Annotated in this window: 20 protein-coding genes; all 20 read right to left on the bottom strand. The window is 39.7% G+C overall.

From position 1 onward, the window contains the following. Nucleotides 1–86 precede the first annotated feature (86 nt). The 20 genes from sigE to bshC all read right to left on the bottom strand — a co-directional run bounded on the left by sigE (nucleotide 87) and on the right by bshC (nucleotide 23,669). A complete protein-coding gene (gene sigE / locus ACNJYY_RS09050) occupies nucleotides 87–809 on the bottom strand; it encodes an RNA polymerase sporulation sigma factor SigE (protein ID WP_137789730.1) in 723 nt (240 codons plus the stop codon). A gap of 59 nt (nucleotides 810–868) precedes the next feature. Continuing rightward, nucleotides 869–1,780 (bottom strand): sigma-E processing peptidase SpoIIGA, encoded by a 912-nt coding sequence (spoIIGA, locus tag ACNJYY_RS09045; protein ID WP_416731455.1) that lies wholly within the window; start codon nucleotides 1,778–1,780, stop codon nucleotides 869–871. Nucleotides 1,781–2,558: 778 nt separating this feature from the next. Then, the gene (ftsZ, locus tag ACNJYY_RS09040) at nucleotides 2,559–3,743 is read right to left on the bottom strand and encodes a cell division protein FtsZ (protein ID WP_144700909.1); all 1,185 of its coding nucleotides are present in this window, start codon (nucleotides 3,741–3,743) and stop codon (nucleotides 2,559–2,561) included. 32 nt (nucleotides 3,744–3,775) lie between these two features. Next, nucleotides 3,776–5,059 (bottom strand): cell division protein FtsA, encoded by a 1,284-nt coding sequence (gene ftsA, locus ACNJYY_RS09035; protein WP_137789733.1) that lies wholly within the window; start codon nucleotides 5,057–5,059, stop codon nucleotides 3,776–3,778. A 136-nt stretch (nucleotides 5,060–5,195) separates the two neighbouring features. Next, a complete protein-coding gene (locus ACNJYY_RS09030; RefSeq protein ID WP_066393455.1) occupies nucleotides 5,196–5,549 on the bottom strand; it encodes a small basic family protein in 354 nt (117 codons plus the stop codon). A gap of 1 nt (nucleotide 5,550) precedes the next feature. Further along, complete coding sequence (locus ACNJYY_RS09025) at nucleotides 5,551–6,258, bottom strand: DUF881 domain-containing protein (RefSeq protein WP_144700911.1); 708 nt, start codon at nucleotides 6,256–6,258, stop codon at nucleotides 5,551–5,553. Between the two features lie 5 nt (nucleotides 6,259–6,263). Beyond that, nucleotides 6,264–6,959, bottom strand: a complete 696-nt coding sequence (locus tag ACNJYY_RS09020) for a DUF881 domain-containing protein (protein WP_416731454.1) — start codon at nucleotides 6,957–6,959, stop codon at nucleotides 6,264–6,266. Next, nucleotides 6,946–7,719: a cell division protein FtsQ/DivIB gene (locus ACNJYY_RS09015; protein ID WP_416731453.1), complete on the bottom strand. Its 774-nt coding sequence runs from the start codon at nucleotides 7,717–7,719 to the stop codon at nucleotides 6,946–6,948. The genes ACNJYY_RS09020 and ACNJYY_RS09015 overlap by 14 nt, the downstream gene beginning before the upstream one ends. 227 nt (nucleotides 7,720–7,946) lie before the next feature. Further along, nucleotides 7,947–8,858: a UDP-N-acetylmuramate dehydrogenase gene (gene murB, locus ACNJYY_RS09010; RefSeq protein ID WP_416731452.1), complete on the bottom strand. Its 912-nt coding sequence runs from the start codon at nucleotides 8,856–8,858 to the stop codon at nucleotides 7,947–7,949. Nucleotides 8,859–9,391: 533 nt separating this feature from the next. Further along, nucleotides 9,392–10,492: a stage V sporulation protein E gene (gene spoVE / locus ACNJYY_RS09005; protein WP_144700917.1), complete on the bottom strand. Its 1,101-nt coding sequence runs from the start codon at nucleotides 10,490–10,492 to the stop codon at nucleotides 9,392–9,394. A 36-nt stretch (nucleotides 10,493–10,528) separates the two neighbouring features. Beyond that, the gene (gene murD, locus ACNJYY_RS09000; protein WP_416731451.1) at nucleotides 10,529–11,881 is read right to left on the bottom strand and encodes a UDP-N-acetylmuramoyl-L-alanine--D-glutamate ligase; all 1,353 of its coding nucleotides are present in this window, start codon (nucleotides 11,879–11,881) and stop codon (nucleotides 10,529–10,531) included. Continuing rightward, entirely contained in the window at nucleotides 11,882–12,856 is a 975-nt protein-coding gene (gene mraY / locus ACNJYY_RS08995) for a phospho-N-acetylmuramoyl-pentapeptide-transferase (RefSeq protein ID WP_416731450.1), read from the bottom strand. Further along, a complete protein-coding gene (locus tag ACNJYY_RS08990; RefSeq protein WP_416731449.1) occupies nucleotides 12,853–14,235 on the bottom strand; it encodes a UDP-N-acetylmuramoyl-tripeptide--D-alanyl-D-alanine ligase in 1,383 nt (460 codons plus the stop codon). The genes mraY and ACNJYY_RS08990 overlap by 4 nt, the downstream gene beginning before the upstream one ends. Further along, nucleotides 14,232–15,698 carry a UDP-N-acetylmuramoyl-L-alanyl-D-glutamate--2,6-diaminopimelate ligase gene (locus tag ACNJYY_RS08985; RefSeq protein ID WP_416731448.1) on the bottom strand — a complete coding sequence of 489 codons (1,467 nt, stop codon included), beginning with the start codon at nucleotides 15,696–15,698 and terminating at the stop codon, nucleotides 14,232–14,234. Before ACNJYY_RS08985 ends, ACNJYY_RS08990 begins: the two co-directional genes overlap by 4 nt. Before the next feature lie 223 nt (nucleotides 15,699–15,921). Then, nucleotides 15,922–17,856 carry a stage V sporulation protein D gene (locus ACNJYY_RS08980; protein WP_416731447.1) on the bottom strand — a complete coding sequence of 645 codons (1,935 nt, stop codon included), beginning with the start codon at nucleotides 17,854–17,856 and terminating at the stop codon, nucleotides 15,922–15,924. 63 nt (nucleotides 17,857–17,919) lie between these two features. Beyond that, the gene (locus ACNJYY_RS08975) at nucleotides 17,920–20,133 is read right to left on the bottom strand and encodes a penicillin-binding protein (RefSeq protein ID WP_416731446.1); all 2,214 of its coding nucleotides are present in this window, start codon (nucleotides 20,131–20,133) and stop codon (nucleotides 17,920–17,922) included. A 15-nt stretch (nucleotides 20,134–20,148) separates the two neighbouring features. Beyond that, entirely contained in the window at nucleotides 20,149–20,508 is a 360-nt protein-coding gene (ftsL, locus tag ACNJYY_RS08970) for a cell division protein FtsL (protein ID WP_416731445.1), read from the bottom strand. Nucleotides 20,509–20,522: 14 nt separating this feature from the next. Then, complete coding sequence (gene rsmH / locus ACNJYY_RS08965) at nucleotides 20,523–21,455, bottom strand: 16S rRNA (cytosine(1402)-N(4))-methyltransferase RsmH (protein WP_416731444.1); 933 nt, start codon at nucleotides 21,453–21,455, stop codon at nucleotides 20,523–20,525. 31 nt (nucleotides 21,456–21,486) lie between these two features. Then, nucleotides 21,487–21,918 carry a division/cell wall cluster transcriptional repressor MraZ gene (gene mraZ / locus ACNJYY_RS08960; RefSeq protein WP_191753698.1) on the bottom strand — a complete coding sequence of 144 codons (432 nt, stop codon included), beginning with the start codon at nucleotides 21,916–21,918 and terminating at the stop codon, nucleotides 21,487–21,489. 128 nt (nucleotides 21,919–22,046) lie between these two features. Next, complete coding sequence (bshC, locus tag ACNJYY_RS08955) at nucleotides 22,047–23,669, bottom strand: bacillithiol biosynthesis cysteine-adding enzyme BshC (RefSeq protein WP_416731443.1); 1,623 nt, start codon at nucleotides 23,667–23,669, stop codon at nucleotides 22,047–22,049. Nucleotides 23,670–23,691: the final 22 nt, after the last annotated feature.

The following is a 23,691-nucleotide window of genomic DNA, read 5'->3' as shown; positions in this document are numbered from 1 at the left end:
AAGTATCACCGAACGGAGGGAAATTTATGCAATTGTTATTTTACAGAAAACGGTAAGAACTGATCAAAAGCTATATTCAATATGTGTTAAACCATTTTATTAAATTCTTTTTGAAGTCTCTTTATGATCCGCTTTTCCAATCTTGAGATATAAGACTGAGAAATTCCGAGCATATCTGCTACATCTTTTTGTGTTTTTTCTTCGCCTCCCGAAAGACCGAAGCGAAGTTCCATGATCTGTTTTTCACGATCGTTTAACGTAAATAGTGCTTTTAATAAAAGTTTGCGATCTACATTTGCCTCAATTCTGCGCGTTATAATGTCATCTTCTGTCCCGAGAACATCAGAGAGCAAAAGTTCGTTCCCATCCCAATCCACATTTAACGGTTCATCAAACGATACTTCTGACCGTGTCTTGTTGTTACGGCGTAAATACATCAAGATCTCGTTCTCTATACATCTTGATGCATAAGTCGCGAGCTTGATCTTTTTTTCTGGATTGAACGTGTTTACTGCTTTAATAAGGCCGATCGTTCCGATACTGATTAGATCTTCAATGTTAATCCCTGTGTTCTCAAACTTTCGTGCAATGTATACGACTAAACGAAGATTTCTTTCGATCAAAAGAGATTTGGCAGCCTGGTCACCAGAAGGAAGCTTTTCAAGCAGAACCGCTTCTTCTTCTTTACTAAGCGGAGGGGGTAAAGCTTCATTTCCACCAATATAATAGATCTCATCTGACTTCAGCCCCAACTTGAATAGTAACTTATACCAATACATCGTCATTTTTAAACGCCACTTATTAAACATGTTAACTCCCCTTTCACATTATCTTCTTTTAAGTTCTTTCACGTATCGCATTTGTTAGGTCAGGACGCTTGTACATGTTGCAGGTACATCTTTGGATGAACGATAGCATCAAACTGACCTTCGCTAGATAATACTGTCCAGCTCAAGCCTATGAGACACTGAGGAGATGCTGCCGATACTCCATCCTTTTCTATTTCTACGGCATCTGGTTTTAAACAAGCTAAAAACTGTTGATGTCCTACTGCACGATAAGGTACGATTCGAAGTCTGTTCAGCCAAGGGTGTTCATTGTCATCTGTATTCATTGCAAGAACGTCTTTGGCAGCAGTTCGAATGATTTCCGGAAAAGAATCACCGTGTTTGTTCATATCAAGGATCATGACAGGCATTTTAGAAATAGGATCGTATAATTTATTACCGGTATCAATAAGTCCATTTGCAGAGATCAAGATCTGGTCTATTTTGATAGTAACTTTGACAAGACTGTTGGAATCCATTTTTTCCACAGAAATATCATCTACTCTTTTCTTTGAAAAGTACCAAAGAAGAGGTACACCTGCTACTACAAAAAGCCAGCTGATCGGGTCACCCATACCTGAACTTTTTGTCGTGATAACTCCATTCATAATCACAGCATCACTTTGCATAAAATAATGAAGACCGAAAATACCTCCACCCGTCACAAAAGAAACAAAATAAAACATGGCGATATTTTTCATGACAAACTTGAAACGCTTAAAGCCAAACGCCACAATCATAATAAAAATGGATAAGATGAATTTCATGATTGGCTGTGAAAATAGCATTAGTTCTGGAAAGATTACTAAAAATACATAACTTGACGCTAATAAAGAAGCAGATAGGATTCTCTTTTTCGATGCATTGCGCTTGAGCACATACGCTGTCAGAGAGATTAGAACATAATCAATGCAGAAATTAAGAAACCAAATGACATCCAAATAAAGGGTCATTGGTTTTCTCCTTTCTTAAATTTGAAATCAGTATAACGTATAGGTTGTTTGAAAGTCTGTCAGTTTATGAGAGAAGTAAAGTTCTTATTTTCTCTATTTTTGTCAAAATAACTTATATGTTAGGTATACGCTTTTCGGACAAGAATATGACAAAAAAACTGAGTGCTTATACATTGTTGCTCATGGAGGAGGTTAATTTCTGATGCAAAGCTCGCTTTCCTCAGGGTGTACGGTGAGGTCATTCTGCTTTCAGTCACTCTTACCTGTCTAGCTTCGCCCCTAGCCTCTCGAGGTCATAATGTAAATAGTCCACGAAGGCACAGTCGCTTCCGCATTCAACAATCCCGCTCATTCTGCTGGAGTTTCTCCCTTCTTCTCCAATCAACTATTCATTGAAGCATTTTTCAAGATTTATTGATAGCAACAGTCTTCTTCTCAAAAATGCCTCTAATACTTTAGAAAAGCTGTTTTAATTTGACTCTTTCAAAAAGCTAGTTACTAAAAAGAGATTTTGTAATTCTTCATTGTCAAGTTGATTGGAGTGGAAGTTGCGAGACTCCTGTGGGACTGGCGGTCAGGTGAGACACTTAAAAGTGAAACGTTACGAATGTGGCTCACCGCCTGCCCCACGGAAAGCGAGCAAACTAGAACGGAAATCGACTACTAACAAATGCAACAATGAATACTAAAACAGCTTTAAAATATCTTTAGGAAAATGTTTTTTGCAAAAAAAAAAAGCATGCTCTCTAAAATAGAGAACATGCTTTCATTCTTGTATTTATCTTCTTCTGTTACGGCTGCGGTTACGCAAGAATGTTGGAATATCAAGCGTATCTGAATCAGCATTCGTGTAAGAGGTATTTCTAGACTCTTGGCTTTCTTCACGAGATTGCCCTTGAGACTGGCTTTGTGGTTGTGATTGAGTTTGAGACGAATGAGACTGATTAGATGTTGGAGCTTGCTGCATTCTAGGACGCTCAGCTCTCTGTTGGTTGTTCACCATCTTTTCAGTTTCATCAAATCCAGTTGCGATAACCGTAACTAGAATCTCATCTTTTAGTTCTTCGTTAATTACGGAACCAAAGATCATGTTAACTTCAGGATCTGAAGCAGATGAAACGATATCTGCAGCTTCGTTCACCTCATAGAGGCTCAAGTTTGCTCCACCTGTAATGTTCATCAATACACCTTTTGCTCCATCGATAGATGTTTCAAGAAGTGGAGATGAAATGGCTTTTTTCGCAGCCTCAGCAGCACGGTTTTCACCAGTACCTACACCAATACCCATAAGGGCAGAACCGCGCTCAGTCATGATTGTTTTTACATCGGCAAAGTCAAGGTTGATCAATCCTGGTACTGCGATTAAATCGGAAATACCTTGTACACCTTGGCGAAGAACATTGTCCGCTTCACGGAAAGCTTCCAGCATCGGAGTGTTTTTATCTACGATCTCTAATAATCGATCATTCGGGATAACAATCAATGTATCAACTTTTTCTTTTAGTACAGAGATTCCACCTACCGCTTGCGTAGAACGCTTACGGCCTTCAAAAGTGAACGGTCTTGTTACAACTCCAACTGTAAGGGCACCAAGATCTTTAGCGATCTCTGCGACTACAGGTGCTGCACCAGTACCTGTTCCGCCACCCATACCAGCTGTTACGAAGACCATATCAGCACCGCTAAGTGCCTCTTCGATCTGCTCGCGGCTTTCTTCAGCAGCTTTTTTACCGATATCAGGATTCGCACCTGCACCTAGTCCTCTTGTTAATTTCGTTCCGATCTGCATTTTTACAGGCGCTTTTGATAGATTCAAAGCTTGTGCATCTGTATTCACACAAATAAATTCTACACCTTGTACACCGTGTTCGATCATACGGTTTACAGCGTTACTTCCGCCGCCACCAACACCAATTACTTTAATTGTCGCCAATTGATCCATATTCATATCAAACTCTAACATGAGCGTTCCTCCTAATGACTAGTTCCTTAATGTTATTCAAAAAATAAACCAAACCAGTCTTTGACTTTTGATTTCATGCCACCGGATTGTTTTTCTTGTCCCGATTTTTGGCTGGATTGCTGTTTCTTTTTAGGTAAAGGTTCTCCAGCGTTATCAGCTAACGCAGTGGCAACTTCTTTTCCTTGAACCTTAATATTTTTGTGAGTGAATTGGATTAATCCAACACCTGCTGTAAACTTCGGTTCTCTAACCCCGATATAATCCGGCAAGGAAACACGTACGTTCTGTTGGAAGATATCTTGGGCGAGCTCAAGTACTCCTGGAATTGCAGCAACTCCGCCTGTAATAACAAAACCGCCTGGCAGTTCGGAATATCCGCGCTGATGCAATTCATCATCAATCATCTCAAATATTTCAGCCATACGAGCTTCAATGATTAAAGAAAGTTCGTATTGCGAGATTTCTTGTTCTTGTGAAGATCCAATTTGCGATACTGTAAATGTCTCATCTTTTGATGCATAATCCACAAAAGAATGACCATGCTTTAGCTTAATCTTTTCTGCATCTTCAGCAGACGTTCTTAATCCGATGGATATATCTTTTGTGATAAAGTCTCCACCAACAGGAAGAACGGATGTTAACTGCATGGTACCTTGATCAAAAACAGATAGTGTAGTAGAACCCCCACCAATATCGATCAGTGCTACACCAAGCTCCATCTCATCACGTGAAAGTGCAATCGATGATGTTGCCAATGGCTCTAAACAAATGTCCGCCACTGTAAGTCCAGCTCGTTCTACGCAACGTAATAAATTATGTAAGATTGTCTTGGAACCAGTTATCACTGTTCCTTCCATCTCAAGGCGAACACCTAACATACCTCGAGGATCAATAATCTCATCTGTACCATCAACAATAAACTGTCGAGGAATCACATCTATAATTTCGCGTTCTGGAGGCACTGACATAACCTGAGCTGCCTCTATTACTCTAGCGATGTCTTCATCACCGATCTCTCGGTCTTCTCTTGATACCGCAACTACACCGTGGCATGGCTGAAGCTGAATATGGTTTCCTTTTACACCTACGATTACAGCATTAATTGGAATACCTAACATTCTTTCTGCTTGCTCTACGGCTTTTCTTATGGAACGAACAGTTTCGTCAATATCTACAATGGAACCTTTTCTGATTCCAGCTGATTTTGCATGGCCAACACCAATAACATTAAAGGACTCACTAGTCATTTCTCCAATGATCACTTTAATATTGGATGTACCGATGTCTAAACTTACATAAATTTCATTGCTGTTCATTCTGTGGCACCTCCTTACCTTTCATTCGAAAAATCTTCTAAAATTTTTAAAAATCCCTTAATTTGTGCTTAATTATGGAATAAATTCCACAGACAACGGGTTATCCCTCTTTTTTTTTACCGGTTTTTCAAAATTTTTAGGCCTTTTTGCGCGAATCTGACCATTTGGAAATAATTAAGCGTCTAATAACAGCGATATTATTAAATAACCTTACACCAAATGCGAAAATTGCAGCTAGATACAGATCGATCCCAAGGTGTACCCCTAAGTATGCGAGCCCTGCAGCCAATAAAATGTTAAAGAAAAAACCTGTAATGAACACTTTATCTTCAAAACTGCCTTGAAGATGTGCACGTATACCACCGAATAAGGTATCGAGTGCAGCTAAGACAGCTATTGATAAATAGTTTGCATATTCTGGAGGGACCCGGATATCAGACATGAAACCTAATAGTAGACCTAATAACAGTCCAAGTACCGGCAACCACATCTTACGTTTCCTCCTTTGCCGGTTTCATAAACTTCACCTTCATATCTTTATCGAAAGCTGGCAAAATAACTTTAGCTGTTTGTTTGGATTCGACGAGAAAATTTTCTCGAATAAACTCCTCTACAGCGGGTGAAGCAATGATCTTCTGATGAAGTTTTTCATTGTCTTTTGCCAAAACTCTGATTTCAATCGGAAATGATGAAACAGGCTCATTGTTTATGTAAATGTTTCCATTCACTTCCCGGATCGGGGTTTTGGATACGACGCGTTGGCCATCAATAGAGATCTCATTCGCATCATATCGGTTTAGTTCGTTTACAAGTCTTCTAAGCATATCAGGATCTATTTTAGGAACAGGTTGACCTACTCCAATTAGCTCTTCACTAAAAGGTTCGATCGTTATTACGATTCCTTGTCCGCTAATCGTTGTTAATCCTGCCTGTTTTTTTAAATCCCATAGCGCTTTTTCCATTGCTTGGATTTTTTCGTCCTTACCTTCACCTTTGTATTGGTTCAGGAGTTCACTATAGCGTTCATATTCCTCATTAAGCTCCTGCTGACGCTGTTTTTCTTTTTCCAAATCAGCTCTTAATTCCCATAAATCTCTAGTATCCCGAACAACAGGATTGTTTGTGGTCTCAAATTGGATCGCCAGCATTCCGCCAAGTATGAGGGCAATTGTTGCAAACATGAATTGTCTTTCTTTCAACTAACTCATCCCTCTTCTGTTATAAATGGCTCCATCTCGATCGCGCTTTCTTGCTCCACTCTTACTTCTACACCATCATTAACAATTTTATCGACGATGTATAGATTCAAAGATTTCTCTAGGGTTGTAGAATTCCCGATCGCTGTAATAACAAAGGGTGCAGGATATTGGTTACCATCCACAGAAACGACAGGACCGATACAAGCGATATACGTATCATGAGAGATTCTTTGACCGTTTATAGCAATGGCTTCTGCACCCGAAACGTGAAGTTCGTCAATGACACTTCTTATGTGTTCTTCATGGACGATATAATCGTTAGGGTTCTCCCCTTCCGGTATATAGGAGGAATCTTGAAGGGTAACTTCTACCCCCTCCCCTTTCACTTTTACGTTTCCTACTACCATTCTGAGCTCTTTTAAATCTTCTACAAGTTTAGAAGATATCTCCTCTTGATCTGCCAGCTTATTTTCTTTCTTCTCAACATTCTGCTGCAGACTTTGAAGATCGCCTGCTAATTCTCTATTTGTTTTTTGAAGATTTAAGATTTGGCTGCGCAATGAATCTTCCTTTTTCCATTCATTGTTCTGCACAACATTTTGCTTTTCGATCTGAGTTCTCTGATAGGAGAAAGATAATATGAACCCGGTAACGAGTAGGATTAAAGATAGGAAAAGATGCGTCCCTTTAATTTTTCTCATTACTTTCCTCCACTTGGTTGTATCGTTCAAAACGTGTGCTGATTCCTAAATAGAACGTTCCTTTTTCCTCAGGCTTTAACTCGCTCACTAAAGATGGATAAGCTGTCAGCCTTTCTGAGAACTTAGAAATTGTTGTCACCACTTTGTTGCCATCCGTCATAAACAACGTTAGCTGGTTTGAAGAGTTGGATGAAGGTGAATGTGTGATCTCAGATATCCGATGAATGATTCCTTCAGGCAGCTTCTGCAGTTCCTGTGCCATCATCTCTAATTGTTCTGGATCTTTCCAGCTGACGATTACAGGTGCATTTACTGGTCTCTCATTTTTCTTTAGAGGCTCTAACATTTTCCCGTTCTGAAGCATCGGGTAATATATGTTCTCTTTTCTGAAATACCCGACTCGTTGAAATTCACTCACTTTAATTACAACTTGGTTAAAAAATTTCTTTTGGATGGATACGGAACTAACCTCTGAGATATCTTCGAGCCGCTCCATAATTTCTTCCTCAGATACATTCAAATACTTTGTCTTTGTTGAAATTTCACTTTTTTCAAGAATCTCATTGTCGGTTACAAAATAGTTGCCAGAGACGGTAATTTTCTTCACATGACTAAGATCTGATTGAAAATAAACGACGACCAACAATAACAGGAAGAAAAAGGACAAGTAATATATAAGACGGCGATTTGCTTTTTGTTTGCGATGTTCTTTCAGCTTCGGAATTCGGTCCTCAATCTTGACAACCTTTACCTTGTCCATCCTCTTCCTCCGTTTTATAAGTTAGTACAAGAAACATTAACGGTTGACAGAATTAAAAGAACTTGGCAGATAGACGCCAAGTCTTCAAAAGGTACTGATAACAGTCCAACTGTCAGAAGATAACGAAATGTATGGTTCGTTTCGAAACGTCAAAAGTTAATTTTTTCTTGTTCTTTGTATTATAGCACGGATAAGCCGCAATTCAGCACTATTTATCCAATTTTTTGTTAATCATTTCTACCGATGATCTCAACTTCCGTATGAAGTTCAACCCCATGCTTTTCTTTAATCGTTTTTTGTATATAACTGATAAGATCAAGCACGTCCTTGGCTTTTGCATCTCCAGTATTCACAATAAAATTAGCGTGCATCTCTGAAACTTGTGCTCCACCTATTTGCGTCCCTTTAAGTCCTGATGTTTCAATGAGGTGTCCTGCATAATTAGGCAGCGGATTACGGAAAACACTACCACAGCAAGGATAGTTCCATGGCTGTGTGTTTCTGCGATAATCTTTATTCTTCTTAAGCTCTGCCATGATCGTTTCTTTATCCCCTTTATCCAATACGAGGATGACTTCCACACAGATTCCACCTGTCTCTTGAAGAACAGAAGTACGGTAAGAGAATTTCAGTTCTTCATTAGAAAGCCAAGTAAGTTCCCCATCAGGTAATAAAATCAAAGCTTTCTCAACGATTTTTGACATATCTGATCCGTGCGCACCTGCGTTCATGAATACTGCACCGCCAACTGATCCCGGAATACCTGCTGCAAATTCTAGACCCGTATAAGCTTCGCGTGACATTACAGTAGCTAGCGGAATAAGCGAATAGCCCCCGCCAACTCTAATCGTGTTATCATTTTTTTCAAGGTGGTTGAACCCCTCCCCTACTTTAATGACAACCCCTTCTATACCTCCGTCTGAAACTAGGAGATTAGAGCCTCTACCTATTGCACGTATTGGTGCGTTGGCTTCTTTTATATAACTTAATGCTTTTTTTAGACTTTCAATGTCTTTCGGTTCATAAAAAAGGTCAGCTGGTCCGCCAATTTTTAATGTGGTGTGATTTTTTAATGGTTCATTTACAAGGACAGTTCCTAAATCTTCATTTTTAAATTTCTCAGCTAATTGGCTATACATAATTAAAAACCCCCTACGTTCATACGCATCATTCTATTTATATGCTATGCGTTAATCTTTTCCATGTTTTCATTGTCCTTAAACATCGACAAAGTAGTATTCGTCAGAACTAACGATTTTGTTTCTTACTTTTTATTTCCCTTAAAAAATTTAAGATGCTTTCGTTATGATTTATTAGTTGCTTCTTTGATTAATTGACGAAGGGTTGTAGTACTCCTACTGGTTTAACACAACCTACTTAATTGTTTTTCTCTTCCTAGCAAGCTGATTGTAGCGGAAGGTTGCCGACTCCTACGGGACGAGCGGTCAGGTGGAGACTCCTAATGGCGCAAAGCGGCAGGAGGCTCACCGTTCGCCCCGTGGAAAGCGTGCAACCTGGAGCGGAAATCAGCAACAAACATAAGCAACATGATATACGAAAACAAGCTATCAAAATATGAGACAGAAAAAGAAGTTACCCTGCCATAATTGACAGGGTAACGTCTTTAAATCGCTATGTTTAGAATAAGAGAATTTCCTTTGAAACTCAAGTATTAATACCTTGAATACCGGCTAATATTGAGGATTACTCCAATTGACGCAAGCATCAGTGTTAAGGAAGATCCTCCATAACTTAAAAATGGAAGTGTTATTCCAGTTACAGGCATCAAACCTGTTACAACTCCGATATTAATCATCACTTGAATAGCGACCATTCCTATAATTCCAATCGCTAAAAAGCTACCGAATAAATCCGGAGCTCCTAAAGCGATTCTGATTCCCCGCCATAAGAGAAGACTAAAGAGGATTAATACAAAAACAGCACCAATAAATCCGAGCTCCTCCGAGAGGATCGCAAAAATAAAATCAGTTTGAGGTTCAGGCAGGTAACCAAATTTTTGTCTGCTCTGACCTAAACCTAATCCAAGCAATCCACCAGGTCCGAGTGAATAGAGAGATTGGATAATCTGAAATCCGCTGCCTAAAGGATCACTCCAAGGATCAAGGAAAGAAGTGATCCTCTTAATTCGATAAGGAGCAGAAATAATTAATCCCGCAAGTCCGATCAGACCGATTAAAGCCATCCCTACAAAATGGGAGATACGCGCACCTGCAACAAAAACCATCACAATACTTGTTCCGACCATGACTGCTCCTGTTCCTAGATCTGGCTGAAGCATAATCATGCCAAATGCGATCATCACTAATCCGAGAGTAGGTACTAAACCTTTTTTAAGAGAAGTGATCTTTTTTTGATGCTCTGATAGATACTTAGCCAGGAATGTAATCATGGCTAGTTTCATAAATTCAGATGGCTGTATGGAAAAAGCACCTACACCAATCCAGCTCCTAGCACCACCACGCACCATACCAATACCTGGTACAAGAACTGCGATCAATAATACAAAACAAATAATCAGAAGAATCTTAGACCAGACTCTCCACGTCATGTAATTGATGTTCATGATAAAAAACATCGCTGCAATACCTACACCGGCAAATAACAGTTGTCGCTTGGCAAAAAAGAACGCATCATCAAACTTGTATAGCCCTAAATCTGCACTAGCGCTATAAACCATTATTATACCGATCGATAACAACATAAGCGTAACTACAATCATTATGATATCAGGGGTTGATTTCGTTGCAGGCAAAGGGAAACACCTCAACTCTTCTTATTTGTACAAACCTTATTTAAGTTTATGCACAGAGTTGATAAACATGTCCCCTCTTTGTTCAAATGTCTTATATTGATCCCAGCTAGCACATGCAGGAGACAACAAAATGACATCTTCTTCGGAAGATAAACTGTACGCAAGGGGAACAGCATCTTCCACATTATCAGCACGTTTTATCGTTTCTATTCCTGCCTGTTCCGCTGTTTCCGCTAATTTATCAGCTGTTTGACCAAAAGTAACGATCGCTTTTACATTTTTTAGTGATGGAAGCAGATCATCAAATGAATTTCCACGATCAAGACCACCAGCTAGTAAGATGACGGGTTGTTCAAATGCAGACAACGCTGCATTCGTCGCTAATATATTCGTGGCTTTTGAATCATTATAAAAGCGTCTGCCCTTAAACTCTCCTACGTACTGCAGACGGTGTTTAACACCAGGAAACGAAGTGAGAACTTGATGTATCTGTTTTAATGTAGCACCCGCTAATAAGGATGCCGCTACAGCTGCCATAATATTAGACAGATTATGTTTACCAGGTAACACGATCTCACTTAGATCAATAACTTTTTGGTCCTGAAAATAAAGTGCACCATCTTCAACATAAACCCCGTCATCATATTTCTTCGTGACAGAGAATGGGATATGCTGCGCTTTAGATTTATTCATCAAATGTGAAACACGTTCATCATCTGCGTTATAGATCACATAATCAGATGAATCTTGATTCTCCGTAATCTTAGCTTTTGCTTTTCCGTATTCATCAATAGAACCGTGATAATCTAAGTGTGCTTCAAATAGGTTCAGAAAAACGGAAATCTGTGGCTTAAATCGCTCTGTTCCCATCAATTGAAAGCTAGAAAGTTCAGCTACTAATATATCTTTCTCTGTCGACTCCGCTGCAACCTCTGAGAACACAGTACCTATATTCCCTGCTACGATAGGTGTCTTTTCACTGTTTTTTAACATATCACCGATAAGAGTAGTGGTTGTTGTCTTACCGTTTGATCCTGTAATCGCAATAATCGATGCCTCTGAGATCATACCTGCGATTTCCACTTCAGTATAAACCGGGATGTTACGTTTGACCGCTTCAGCGATCAAAGGATTTTGATATGGAATTCCTGGATTTTTAACAATGAAGTCCAACTGGTCATCTAATAATGTCAAGGGATGATCGCCACATACTACATTGATCCCAAGCTTCTCAAGTTTTTCTGCTTCCGCATTTCCTTCTCTAGGGCTTTTGTCGTTCACTGTTAACTTGGCCCCAAACGAATGAAGCAGTTTTGCACCAGCAAAACCGCTCTTAGCTAATCCCACGATTAATATCTTTTTGTTGTTAAAAAATGTAGTGTCTTTCATCTATACCCACACCTCTAAATAAATTCCTAATGCTGCAAATACCAACCCTACAAGCCAAAATGTAACGACGATGCGCCATTCACTCCAGCCTGACAGTTCATAATGATGATGAAGCGGGCTCATCTTAAATACACGCTTACGAGTAAGTTTAAACGACGCTACTTGAATCATTACAGAAAGCGTTTCGATTACAAAAACTCCACCAATAATAACTAGTAAAATCTCAAGCTTTGTCAGGATCGCGACCGCGCTGATCGCACCACCTAATGCGAGTGAGCCAGTGTCTCCCATGAATACTTTTGCTGGGTGTGCGTTAAAAACTAAAAAGCCTAATACTGCACCAACCACTGCGACACAAAAAATAGCAGCTTCAAATTGAAGAATAGTAGAAGATAGAACAGCAAACGCACCAAATGCAATAGCTGCTGTTCCGGCTAAGAGTCCATCCAATCCATCCGTAAGGTTTACCGCATTTGAAGCCCCGATTAACATGAATACAACTAATATTGGGTAAAACCATCCTAGATCAAACGAAAAATCCGTTCCTGGAACCGAAATTTCTGTTGAGAAATCAATGGCTCTTAATCCAAGGAAGAAAAGAGCTGCAATGATTAATTGACACACCAATTTTTGTTTTGATGTTAAACCGAGATTTCTTTTCTTTACTACTTTAATAAAATCATCTAAGAATCCTATGAGTCCGTATCCTAATGTAACGAGGATAAGCAGGTGGGTCTCTGCTGTAACAGCAAAAAACTTAGCAGTCATCGCATACGTTGCGATGACTAGGGCTAAGACGATAACGATCCCACCCATTGTAGGTGTTCCCTGCTTTTTTTGGTGAGATTTTGGGCCTTCATCACGGATGCTCTGCCCAAATTTTAATCTTCTTAAAAACGGAATAAAAAAGGGTGAACTTAATACCGCGATTAAGAAGGATGCAACTAGTGTAAATAATAAGACTTGCTCAATCATTTTTTCGACTCCTGTTCTTTCTCTACAAATTTCGAGACTAGGGTTTCTAATACCATCCCTCTTGATGCTTTAAAAAGAATAGCAGTGTCTTTTGATAATAATTTAGCAATAGGTTCTTCCGCTTCTTCTTTTGTTAGACATTGAATAACCTCAAGGCCTTCATTTTTTTGTTTTTTTAGTTCATCTGCAATCCAAGCACCTTTTTGCCCTATACATATCACATGAGAAATCGATTCATTCACATGCTTTGCTATGTTCCGATGCATCTCTTCTTCATTTGAACCTAATTCATACATATCTCCAAGAACTGCAACTTTATTAGAATAATCTTTCAGTTCAGCAAGTGTATCTAGAGCTGCAATCATACTCGTTGGACTAGCGTTATAGGCATCGTTGATCAGAAGAGTATCCTTCTTACCGTTTTTCATTTCAAGACGCATGGAAGTAACTTTCAGGTTCTCAAGTCCTTCAAGTATCTTATTCTCTTCGATATTCAAGTAATGCCCTACAGCTATGGCATATGCTGCATTTTTTATATTATGTCGTCCTAACATCGGTATGCGATACACAGTGGTACCTTCTTCTAAAGAAAACGTTACACCATGTGCATCTGTCTTAAGGTTAGATAACTTCAATGTGTTGGAGTCACCAAATCCAACTTGCAGCACGTTCTCACCTTTTACATGTGAAAGAAGCGGCTCATCTCCATCGATGATAAACAGCCCGCCTTGTTTTAATCCATCTGCAATCTCAAGTTTCGCTTTAGCGATTCCTTCACGGCTACCAAGCTGTTCAAGATGGCTTTCACCAATATTCGTAATAACAGCAACATCTGGCTCTGCGATCTTACTTAAAAGAGATATCTCGCCATAATCACTCATACCCATTTCTAGGATCAATACTTCTGTAGTATCTTCCATCGCTAGGATGGTCAAAGGCATTCCAATATGATTATTGTAATTTCCTTGCGTTTTAAACGTCTTAAAGTTTTCAGAGGAAACACTTTCGATCATATCTTTAGTCGTTGTTTTTCCGTTACTACCCGTTACAGCTACTACAACAGGATTGATCTTCTTCAAGTAATATTTAGAGATATCTTGCAAAAATGTTACTGTGTCTTTTGTGTAAAGGATAGGAAAATCTTCCGGCAATCCTTCTGGAAGATCTTTTCCTTCTTGCCAGACCGTAGCTGTGCAGCCTTGCTCGATCGCATTTAACAGAAAATCGTGACCATCAAACCGCTCACCAGCTATCGGTAAGTATAGGGCATTCTCGCTTTTATGTCTTGTATCTTTAGAAACACCTTCTACTATTAGGTTCTCATACTTACCACTCGTACGATCTGCTAATGAGACCAGTTCTTTAAAATCTAATTTCATTTTTTCACCGCCTTAATTGCTTCCCTTGCAACGATCCTATCATCGAATTCTAATATATCTTTTCCAATGATTTGATAAGTTTCATGACCTTTTCCGGCTATAAGTATAACATCGTTTGCACTAGCCTTTTCAACCGCATGTTCGATTGCCTTTTTTCGGTCAGGGATGGTCACATAATTCCCATCGTCTACACCCTCTTCCATATCTTTTAAGATTTGAAGAGGATCTTCTGTTCGTGGGTTATCACTTGTGAAGATGGCATGGTCAGCTAAGTTAGCCGCAATACCCGCCATGAGTGGCCGCTTGGTCTTATCACGGTCACCACCACATCCTACGATCGCTGTTATTTTTCCTGTTGCAAACTCTTTAATCGTTCGTAATACATTCTCTAAGCTATCTGGTGTATGAGCGTAATCAACGATCACCGTAAAATCTTGACCTGCAATAACAGGTTCGAATCTGCCAGAAACGCCAGTTACTTCTTTTAGACTAGCAAGAATCTCATCCAGATCTAATCCAGATAACAAACATGCGGTTGTTGCTGCAAGCACATTATAAACAGAAAACTTTCCGATAAGCTTCAATGTAACTTCTCTTGAACCTATAGGAGTCTTTAGCGTAAAAGTAGTGCCTTGTGCTCCGATCAATATATCGGTCGCTCGTACGTCGCTATCGTTGTCAATTCCATAAGAAACAACCTGTGCGGAAGTAACTCTTTCAAACATTTTTGAAGCAGGATCATCATTATTAAGAACAGCCACTTTACGATCTGATCTGTTATAAGTATTACCCATTTGAGAGAACAGAAGACTCTTTGCAAACTGGTATTCTTCCATATTTTTATGGTAGTCCAAATGATCTTGTGTCAAGTTCGTGAAAACAGCGATATCAAAGTCACATCCCCATACTCTTCCTTGAACGAGGGCATGCGAAGACACTTCCATTACGGCGGCTTCCACTTTTTCTTCGGTCATCTGATAAAAAGCATTCTGCAAAAATAATGAATCAGGTGTAGTATTCGCTACCTTAAAGCTTTGATCTTTTATCTTCATTTCAATCGTGCCGATCATCCCAGTGTTTTTTCCAGCATCTCTTAAAACTTTTTCAATGAGATGTGAAGTTGTCGTCTTCCCGTTCGTACCGGTAATCCCGATCAAATGGAGTTTTTGGGAGGGATGACCGTAAAAAGCATCTGCTAATACCGCGAGAGCTTTTTTTGTATTTTTAACTTTTATAACAGGAATGTCAACATCAATATCTTTCTCGGCTAAAACAGCAGCAGCTCCTTTATTCGCAACGGTTTCTGCAAAATCATGTCCATCAAACAGAAGCCCTTCCATACATACAAAAAGACAGCCTTTCCCAGCTTTCCTGGAATCCATTTCAATGGAGGTAATTTCAGGATTGGCTTGAATATCCATTTCATAGTTCACTAAATATGTAAGCAGTTCTTTTAATTCCATTAATCCTGATCTCTCCTCTAATCATCGTTAAGCGTATAGTCAAAAAAAGCGAAATTTTTTCATGTGTTGCAGCTCATATAAAGGTCTTTTTTGGTGGCATCTTATATCCGTTCAAATAAGTGCACCAAAATAACATCTTTCGATGAAAGAGCGTTTTATATGCATCTTTAAAGAAAATAAGCCAAGCAAGATTCCGCGCTTGGCTATGTGTACATTCTTTATTTTAATCTTCCACTTCTTTTTTGTCACCCAAAAATAAACGAATCGTTTTACCAGCTTCTAGCTTTACGCCAGCTTTAGGAGCTTGCTGTACGATGTAGTTCCCTTTTCCGGATGTTTCAATTTTGAGATTATACAACAGGTTCGTAAGCTCTTTCGTTTGTTTTCCGACTAAATCTGGAACCACTACTTCAGGAGCATCGAGCCATGTTTTCTCTTTTTCTATCTGATCTTTTTGCTTTTTAACACCCATAGCAGAAAGGCTGTCTTCTATAATATTTCCAACGATTGGTGCTGCCACAATCCCACCAAACTGCAGTGTTTCTTTTGGATTATCTATTGCAACATAAACAACGATCTCTGGGTTGTTAGCAGGGGCCATCCCGATAAAGGAGACGATATGGTTGTTCTTTAAATAAACACCGCCTTCAGCCTTTTGAGCAGTCCCCGTTTTCCCTCCGACCCGGTAGCCATCAACAAATGCATTCTTTCCAGTCCCTTGAGCTACAACACTTTCTAATGCGCGTCTAACTTCTTTAGACGTTTTTTCAGAGATCACTTTTCTTTTTAGTTTTGGTGTCTGCTTACTAACGACTTTCCCAGTAATAGGGTCCACTAATTCTTTAGCTATATATGGTTCGTACAGATAGCCTCCGTTTACGGCCGCAGATACTGCAGCTACTTGTTGAATCGGAGTCACAGAAACACCTTGCCCGAATGCGGTTGTTGCAAGTTCAAGCGGTCCAACACGATCTAAGGAGAATAAGATCCCTTTACCTTCACCAGCCAGATCAACCCCAGTCTTTTCTCCAAATCCAAAGTCTTTAATGTATTCAAATAGTTTATCTTTACCTAAACGTTGACCAAGAATAACAAACCCTGGGTTGCATGAGTTTTGAACACCTTCTAGGAAGGTCTGACTGCCATGCCCTCCCGCTTTCCAGCATTTCAGCTTTCTCCCTGCAACTTCAATCGATCCAGGATCGTGAAAATGATCTTTATCTAAATCAACTTTATCTTCTTCGAGTGCTGCAGCAAGCGTGATGATCTTGAAGGTAGAACCTGGTTCATATTGAGCCCACACTGGTAAATTTCGATTGTACACTTCTGGTGAAACTCGTTTGTACTCTTCCGGGTCAAAATCCGGTCGTGAACTCATACCAAGAATTTCTCCCGTATTCGGATTCATCGCTATAGCGATCGCTCCATCAGGGTCATAGGTGGCTTGTGCGATATCAAGCTCTCGCTCAATAATGGTTTGAACACGAGAATCTGTCGTTAATCTGAGGTCATAGCCATCTTTCGGTTTTTCATACTTGTCCGATAACGATGGCATTCTGCGACCCCTTGCGTCCGAGAAGAAAGAGATATGACCTTTTTCACCGTTCAGCTGTTCATCATAATAGAGTTCAAGTCCTGTGAGCCCTTGACTGTCAATACCTGCAAAGCCCAGTACGTGAGAAAGATAAGATCCGTACGGGTAATGCCTTTTACTATCTTCCGCAACAAAAACGCCAGGTAGATTCAAAGCTTCCACTTCTTTTGCCTTCGTATTGCTGATCTTTCGTCCTCCATTATCGATTCTCACGATAGAGGCTTTCTTGGTGAGTCTTTGGTACACTTCTGTTTTTGATATATTTAACAAAGCAGCCAACTTTTCAGCAGTTTCATCAGGTTCCTTAATCTGCCTTGGAACGACAAAGACGGTCGGAGCGCTAATATTTGTGGCGAGTACCACGTCATTACGATCTAGAATCTTTCCTCTTTTTGGTTCAAAAGGAATGTCTCTGCTCCAAGAATCAAGGGCTTGATCTGTCAACATATCTCCAAGCACAAATTGAACATAGCCAAGTCTTACAGAAATAACAAAAAAGAAAGCTATTCCAAAAACAAGAACAAAAATTAAGCGCCTGCGTACAGTTACATTCGAAACTCGCACACACAATACCTCCCTTGTATGTCTCGTTTCAAATATATGCTTGTACACAAGCGCCTAGAACATTTAGTCTGTTACCGGAAGATCTTCCTCTTGAGACTGTTCCTCGCTAGATCCAGGGTCTTCCACGTTCTCTTCTTCAGGAACTGTTTCTGTTACTTTAGGAGCTTCTAGTTGAACAACAAAGAAATCTCCTTCTTTAACGGGGTTACCGGGTTTAATGCTTTGTTTTACTGCGAAACCGCTTCCCGTTATCGTTTCTTTCAATCCAAGAAGCTTGCTGATTCTTAAGATATCCATGTAAGACCAGTCTTTAACATCAGGCATTTTTGCATCACCAGACGTTCTTAGTATGACTCTTTCACCTTTCATCACATATGCACCTTCATATGGTTCTTGGTTGGTGATATCATTGCCTGAACCAATGATGGAAACCTGCATTCCGAGTTTTTCTAAATCACTCTTTGCTTTCTCAGCAGACTGTCCAGTGTAATCTGGTAATTCTTTACCGTAAGATTTCTTTACTTTAGAAGATTGATTTTTCACTTTAGCTTCAGGCTGAATATTTAAATACTGAAGCCCGCTTTTCATAACGCTTGTAAAAATATTAGCTACTGGTGTAGAACCCATCTCAGGGAACTCAACCTTAGGACGTTCCACAGCCACATATACTAAAAGTTTAGGGTCATCTTTAGGAGCCATTCCCAAGAAAGAGAATACGTTCTCTCCCCAGCCAGAGATGTATTTTCCATCTTTCCCTACGATCTGTGCCGTTCCTGTCTTTCCAGCCACGCTATAACCATCGATCATATAAGGTTTGCCCGTTCCATCCGTTACTACTGTTTCTAAGATCTCTCGTACTTGTTTTGCAGTTTCTTCAGAAATAGGCTTACCCGCTACTTTCGGCTCATTTGATAACACCGTCTTCTTCGTTTCTGGGTCCATGATCTTATCGATCACGTATGGTCTCATCATCTTACCACCATTTGCAATAGCTGTTGCGGCTTGAATCTGTTGAATCGGAGTGATCGTCGTTCCTTGGCCGAACGCAGTGGTTACTTTTTCGATCTCATAGTTATAAAGAATTGATCCACTCTTCTCATTCGGCAGGTCGATGTTCGTCTTTTGATCTAATCCAAATTTAGAGAGATAGCTTCTATATTTCTCATAACCTAGTTTTTCACGTACAAGTTTTGAGAACGCAACGTTAGAAGAATTTTGAACTCCTTCGTTATAAGTAATCGGTCCCCATCCTCTTTTATTATGATCGTAGATCGGTCTTCCGATGTTCGGAAGCTTGTACGATCCAGATTGGAACACCTCATTACCGTTGTATTTGCCTTCTTCAATGGCTGCTGCCAATGTGAAGATCTTCATTGTTGATCCCGGTTCAAACGGATATGAAACAGCGAAGTTCGTATAGTTTTTTATATCCTTTTTGTTCGGATTAAAACTAGGTGAATTACTCATCGCGAGAATTCTTCCCGTCTTCGGATCAGCAACTATGCCAGTAATTTTCTCTGGCTTATATTTCTTTGCAGCTTCCTGCACCGCTTCATCTAAGTACAGTTGAATCTTCTCATCAAGCGTTAAATAGATATCCTGACCATGTTTCGGAGGTGTGATTGATTCTTTATTTGCTGGGATTGCACGACTGAAAGCATCACCAACAAAGGAAATCTTGCCATCCTTTTCCTGCAAATATTTATCTAGGGATTTTTCAAGTCCCATCAGACCAGTTTGGACGCCTTCTTCACCGTTTCCAGTGTACCCTAGTACATGAGAGGCAAAGCCTTGGTTAGGATAATAGCGTCTAGATTCTCTTAAGAAATCTACACCCGGAATCTTCATCTTTTCGATCTGTTCTTTTTTCCGATAAGAAACTTTTCTTCCAGATGGGATCTCAACTTGAAATCTGCCTTCTTTACTCAAAAGCTCTTCTAAGTCTTCTTTGTCAGAATCTAATACTTTTGATAGTTTTTCTGCAGCCTCTTCTGGATCTTTTATATGATTAGGATACTTTTTGTCGAGAATGGCGATCACGCTGTAAGAAGGAATGTCTTGCGCTATCACTTCACCGTTCCGGTCAAACATCGTTCCACGCTTCGCATCTAAAACGTCACTCTTTAACCATTTTCTCTTTCCGTATTCGATCAAGTCGACCCCTTCTGCGGATTGAGAAGAAGCTACAAGAAAGAATTTACTTGTTAATACAAAAAAGAGCAAGGTAAACACAACCATCAGAATACCTGCTCCAACGTTTTTTCTTTTTAATTTCATAACAACACCTGCTCTTTAGTCCTGAACCACTTTTACGTTCTTATCGTCAAAGATGAATCCTTGTTCCTTTGCCAACTTCATGATGCGTTCTGGATTGCTTAGTTCTGTTACTTGAAGGTGATAATCTTCAACGATCTTCGTTTCTGCAGTAAGGTCCTTTTGAATAGTCTCAACTTCAGCAGTTGCCTGGTAAACGGACGCGTATAGAGAAATGAGCCAAATCAATCCGGCAATTAAGACCACCCCCATAGCTCCCCATAATACGACTTCACCCTTTGTAAATAATTTACGGGATGGCTGCTGTACCGGTTTCGGGTTTCTTTCAGGCTGTAACTGAACTTGCTGTTTCTGAACTTGATAGGCTAAATTACTCACTTTAGCTCTCCTCTCTATTTTTGTTTTTCAGCGATTCTCAATTTCGCAGAGCGTGATCTTCTGTTTTCTTCAAGCTCGTTTTCTGTTGGTACGATCGGTTTTCTTGTAATGAGCTTTAATTCAGGTTTGAATTCTTCTGGTATGACCGGCAGCCCTGGAGGTAGTTCCGGGCCTGTACTTGCCTTTTTGAGTATATTTTTACACGCACGATCTTCTAAAGAATGAAACGTAATGACTGCAATTCTTCCACCGACATTTAGTAGCTCAATAGAGTCATGAAGTGCATCTTCAAAGGCGTTCAACTCATCATTTACAGCAATACGAATGGCTTGAAATGTCCGTTTTGCAGGATGTCCGCCTGTTCTCCTTGCAGGAGCAGGAATAGCTTCCTTTATTATTTCGACAAGTTCACCAGTTGTTTGAATCTCTTTTTTCTCTCTTGCCGCTTCGATTTTCCGAGCGATCTGTTTAGCGAACTTTTCTTCGCCGTATCTGGAGATAATCTTCATCAAATCATTAAACGACCATTCATTTACCACTTCTTTTGCTGTAAGTTCACTCGACTGATCCATTCGCATATCAAGTTCAGCATCATGCTGATAGCTAAATCCTCTATCCGCTTCATCTAGTTGCGGAGATGAGACACCTAGGTCAAAAAGGATACCATCCACTTTATATACGCCACGGTTAGCAAGCTCTTCTTTTATGTAACGGAAATTGCTGCGAATAATCGTAAACTTACCTTCATGTTCCTTCAGCACCTGACGCGCGTTATCAATAGCTTTATCATCTTGATCAAAAGCATACAAATGGCCCGTTTCTAATTGAGACAAAATTAGCGCACTATGGCCGGCCCCACCTAACGTACAATCAACATAAATTCCATCTGGTCTCACGTGTAAAGCATCTACTGATTCTTCTTTTAAAACGGTTATATGGTCAAACATGGAAAATTCCTCTCTGCTATAAACTTAAGGGTTATAAATCAAAGTCCATCAGACTTTCTGCAATTTCTCCAAATGAGTCTTCTGACTTTGAGAAATATTCTTCCCAAATTGATTTACTCCAAATTTCAATTCTATTCGACACACCTATCACTACGCAATCCTTTTCTAGTTTTGCATAGTCTCTGAGCGGAGATGCAATGTTTACTCTTCCCTGTTTATCTAACTGACACTCAGCAGCTCCAGAAAAGAAAAAACGAGTAAATGCACGTGCATCCTTTTTCGTGAATGGCAAACTCTTCAGCTTTTCTTCGATGACTTTCCACTCATTTAAAGGATATCCGAATACACATTGATCCAATCCGCGAGTTAAGATAAACTCTGTGCCTAGTTCGTCACGAAATTTGGAGGGGATGATCATACGTCCTTTTTCGTCGATGCTGTGCTGATACTCTCCCATGAACATATGATCACCCCACTTTCTCCCCTAAATCTACCACAACGCTCCACTTTTCACCACTACAAGTATTATTCGTGTACAAAAAAAAAAATCCTGCTGTAGCACAGGATTTTTTCTAAAATAATTTATCGTTTTTATACGTATACAATCTTATGTTTTCCATTAAATTGATAAGGGTATTGTACAAGTTTATCCACAAGACATGAACCTTCTTCATTTAGAAATTGATAGATGTTCCAGATTCTTTCTTGCAGGATCCCTGTCGGCTTTAATTGCAGCATGATCTCATCAAATTCGGCAAGTGGTTCTTTTACCTTTTTTCGAACACGCTGTTCTAGCTTATCCTCCATATAGTCGATCTCTGATAAGATTCTCTTCAAGTTGTGATCCGCAACGGAAAGAAGCTTCGGATCTACATCTTCTGCTAGCTTTAACAGCTTTTCATATGAAGAAGTAAACTCTGCTCTTATAGATTGAACTGTTTCATAAGTCTCGATGGGACGGTTTAAAGTAAACCACTCGCGTTTATATTCTTCCGTACCATTCTCTAAAACTTGTTTTACCGTTAATTTCTTTGATTGAAGCAATTCGTTAACCTCAGCAGTTACGAGAGTAAATGAAAGCCTTGGTGTTAAAATCGGCATCATCCTGTTAAATTGGCTAAAAACCTTTCCAAGAACAGCCCAATAAGCTATTTCACCAGGTCCAGCAACAAACGATAACACAGGTAGAAGAAACTCTTGCATCAAAGGACGTGTCACGACATTATTACTGAATTTTTCCGGATGTTCAACCGCTTCTTCAAGCAGTTCTGCTTTTGAGATCGTGAAGTCTTTCTCTTTAGAGGAAAATCCATTCTCATCACGATACAACAAGATCCGTTCCTGATTCTTCGTGTAGAATAGATGTGCGTTGTTATCTTGAACCTCTATCGGTGCGGAATAACCACTTTTGCACAGTTCTTCCGTGCGTACGTTAAAAGCTTTATCGATCTCGCTGTTATGAAGAATCATCTCTTTTAACATCATCGATTGCAGTTTTTTAAACAGAGGATCTCCAGAATCTAATACAATTAGGCCGTCTTCATAAAACCATTTGGAAAGAAGCTTTGCGAAGAATGTAACGATCGAATCTGATTCCTTCAAGATACGTTCTGTCTCTGCAACTAGATCACTAGTAAATGCTGTTTCACCAAAGGAACGAAATACTTCCTTCAACCAAGGTTGAACTTCATCTCTATTCCATTCCCATTGGGAGGCTGAAGATTTAATGCTGCTCGCTGACTTTAATGATACTTTTTTCGCAGTGTTGTTCTTAGGAACCATAACATGGTTGATCTCATCCATATCATGATCTTCACCAGCTATCCAAAATATAGGAACAACCGGAACATTCAATTCTTTTTCAGCCTGTTTTGCGAGTTGAATAGTGCTGATGCACTTGTAGATCACTAAAAGCGGTCCGGTTAGAAGTCCTGCTTGTTGTCCGCCAACGACAGCTACACTATCTTCTGTTTTCAACTTTTGTATGTTCTCCATTGTTTTGGGCGAGGAACCAACCTTTTGATTATAAGAAGTCAGATAATCCGTAAGACCCTGTCTAGGAAACGAATAACGCTTCAATTCCTGTTGTCTTTTTGTCCATTCATGCTTGTCATAAGGAGATTTATAATCAAAAAAACGGACAACCTCCGCATCTCCGTTGGAGTACCCTTCTAAAAAAGGCGATGTATGAAGCTGCATTTCCTCCAGTCTCATTTATGAACTTCCTTTCTACGTA

This window comes from Fictibacillus tiangongensis, assembly GCF_048083785.1.
Taxonomy (GTDB): Bacteria; Bacillota; Bacilli; order Bacillales; family Fictibacillaceae; genus Fictibacillus.
The sequence above is the reverse complement of the archived record's forward strand: the minus strand, read 5'-3'. Positions and strand labels throughout refer to the sequence as shown.

Excerpts from the sequence above, each read along its gene's own strand:
- rsmH (WP_416731444.1), bottom strand. The coding sequence starts at position 21,455 with ATGTTTGACCATATAACCGTTTTAAAAGAAGAATCAGTAGATGCTTTA.
- ACNJYY_RS08975 (WP_416731446.1), bottom strand. The coding sequence starts at position 20,133 with ATGAAATTAAAAAGAAAAAACGTTGGAGCAGGTATTCTGATGGTTGTG.
- sigE (WP_137789730.1), bottom strand. The coding sequence starts at position 809 with ATGTTTAATAAGTGGCGTTTAAAAATGACGATGTATTGGTATAAGTTA.
- ftsA (WP_137789733.1), bottom strand. The coding sequence starts at position 5,059 with ATGAACAGCAATGAAATTTATGTAAGTTTAGACATCGGTACATCCAAT.
- murD (WP_416731451.1), bottom strand. The coding sequence starts at position 11,881 with ATGAAAGACACTACATTTTTTAACAACAAAAAGATATTAATCGTGGGA.
- mraY (WP_416731450.1), bottom strand. The coding sequence starts at position 12,856 with ATGATTGAGCAAGTCTTATTATTTACACTAGTTGCATCCTTCTTAATC.
- bshC (WP_416731443.1), bottom strand. The coding sequence starts at position 23,669 with ATGAGACTGGAGGAAATGCAGCTTCATACATCGCCTTTTTTAGAAGGG.
- murB (WP_416731452.1), bottom strand. The coding sequence starts at position 8,858 with ATGTATAGCCAATTAGCTGAGAAATTTAAAAATGAAGATTTAGGAACT.
- ftsZ (WP_144700909.1), bottom strand. The coding sequence starts at position 3,743 with ATGTTAGAGTTTGATATGAATATGGATCAATTGGCGACAATTAAAGTA.
- mraZ (WP_191753698.1), bottom strand. The coding sequence starts at position 21,918 with ATGTTCATGGGAGAGTATCAGCACAGCATCGACGAAAAAGGACGTATG.
- ACNJYY_RS09020 (WP_416731454.1), bottom strand. The coding sequence starts at position 6,959 with ATGAGAAAAATTAAAGGGACGCATCTTTTCCTATCTTTAATCCTACTC.
- spoIIGA (WP_416731455.1), bottom strand. The coding sequence starts at position 1,780 with ATGACCCTTTATTTGGATGTCATTTGGTTTCTTAATTTCTGCATTGAT.
- ACNJYY_RS09030 (WP_066393455.1), bottom strand. The coding sequence starts at position 5,549 with ATGTGGTTGCCGGTACTTGGACTGTTATTAGGTCTACTATTAGGTTTC.
- ACNJYY_RS08990 (WP_416731449.1), bottom strand. The coding sequence starts at position 14,235 with ATGAAATTAGATTTTAAAGAACTGGTCTCATTAGCAGATCGTACGAGT.
- ACNJYY_RS08985 (WP_416731448.1), bottom strand. The coding sequence starts at position 15,698 with ATGGAATTAAAAGAACTGCTTACATATTTAGTGAACTATGAAATGGAT.
- ACNJYY_RS09015 (WP_416731453.1), bottom strand. The coding sequence starts at position 7,719 with ATGGACAAGGTAAAGGTTGTCAAGATTGAGGACCGAATTCCGAAGCTG.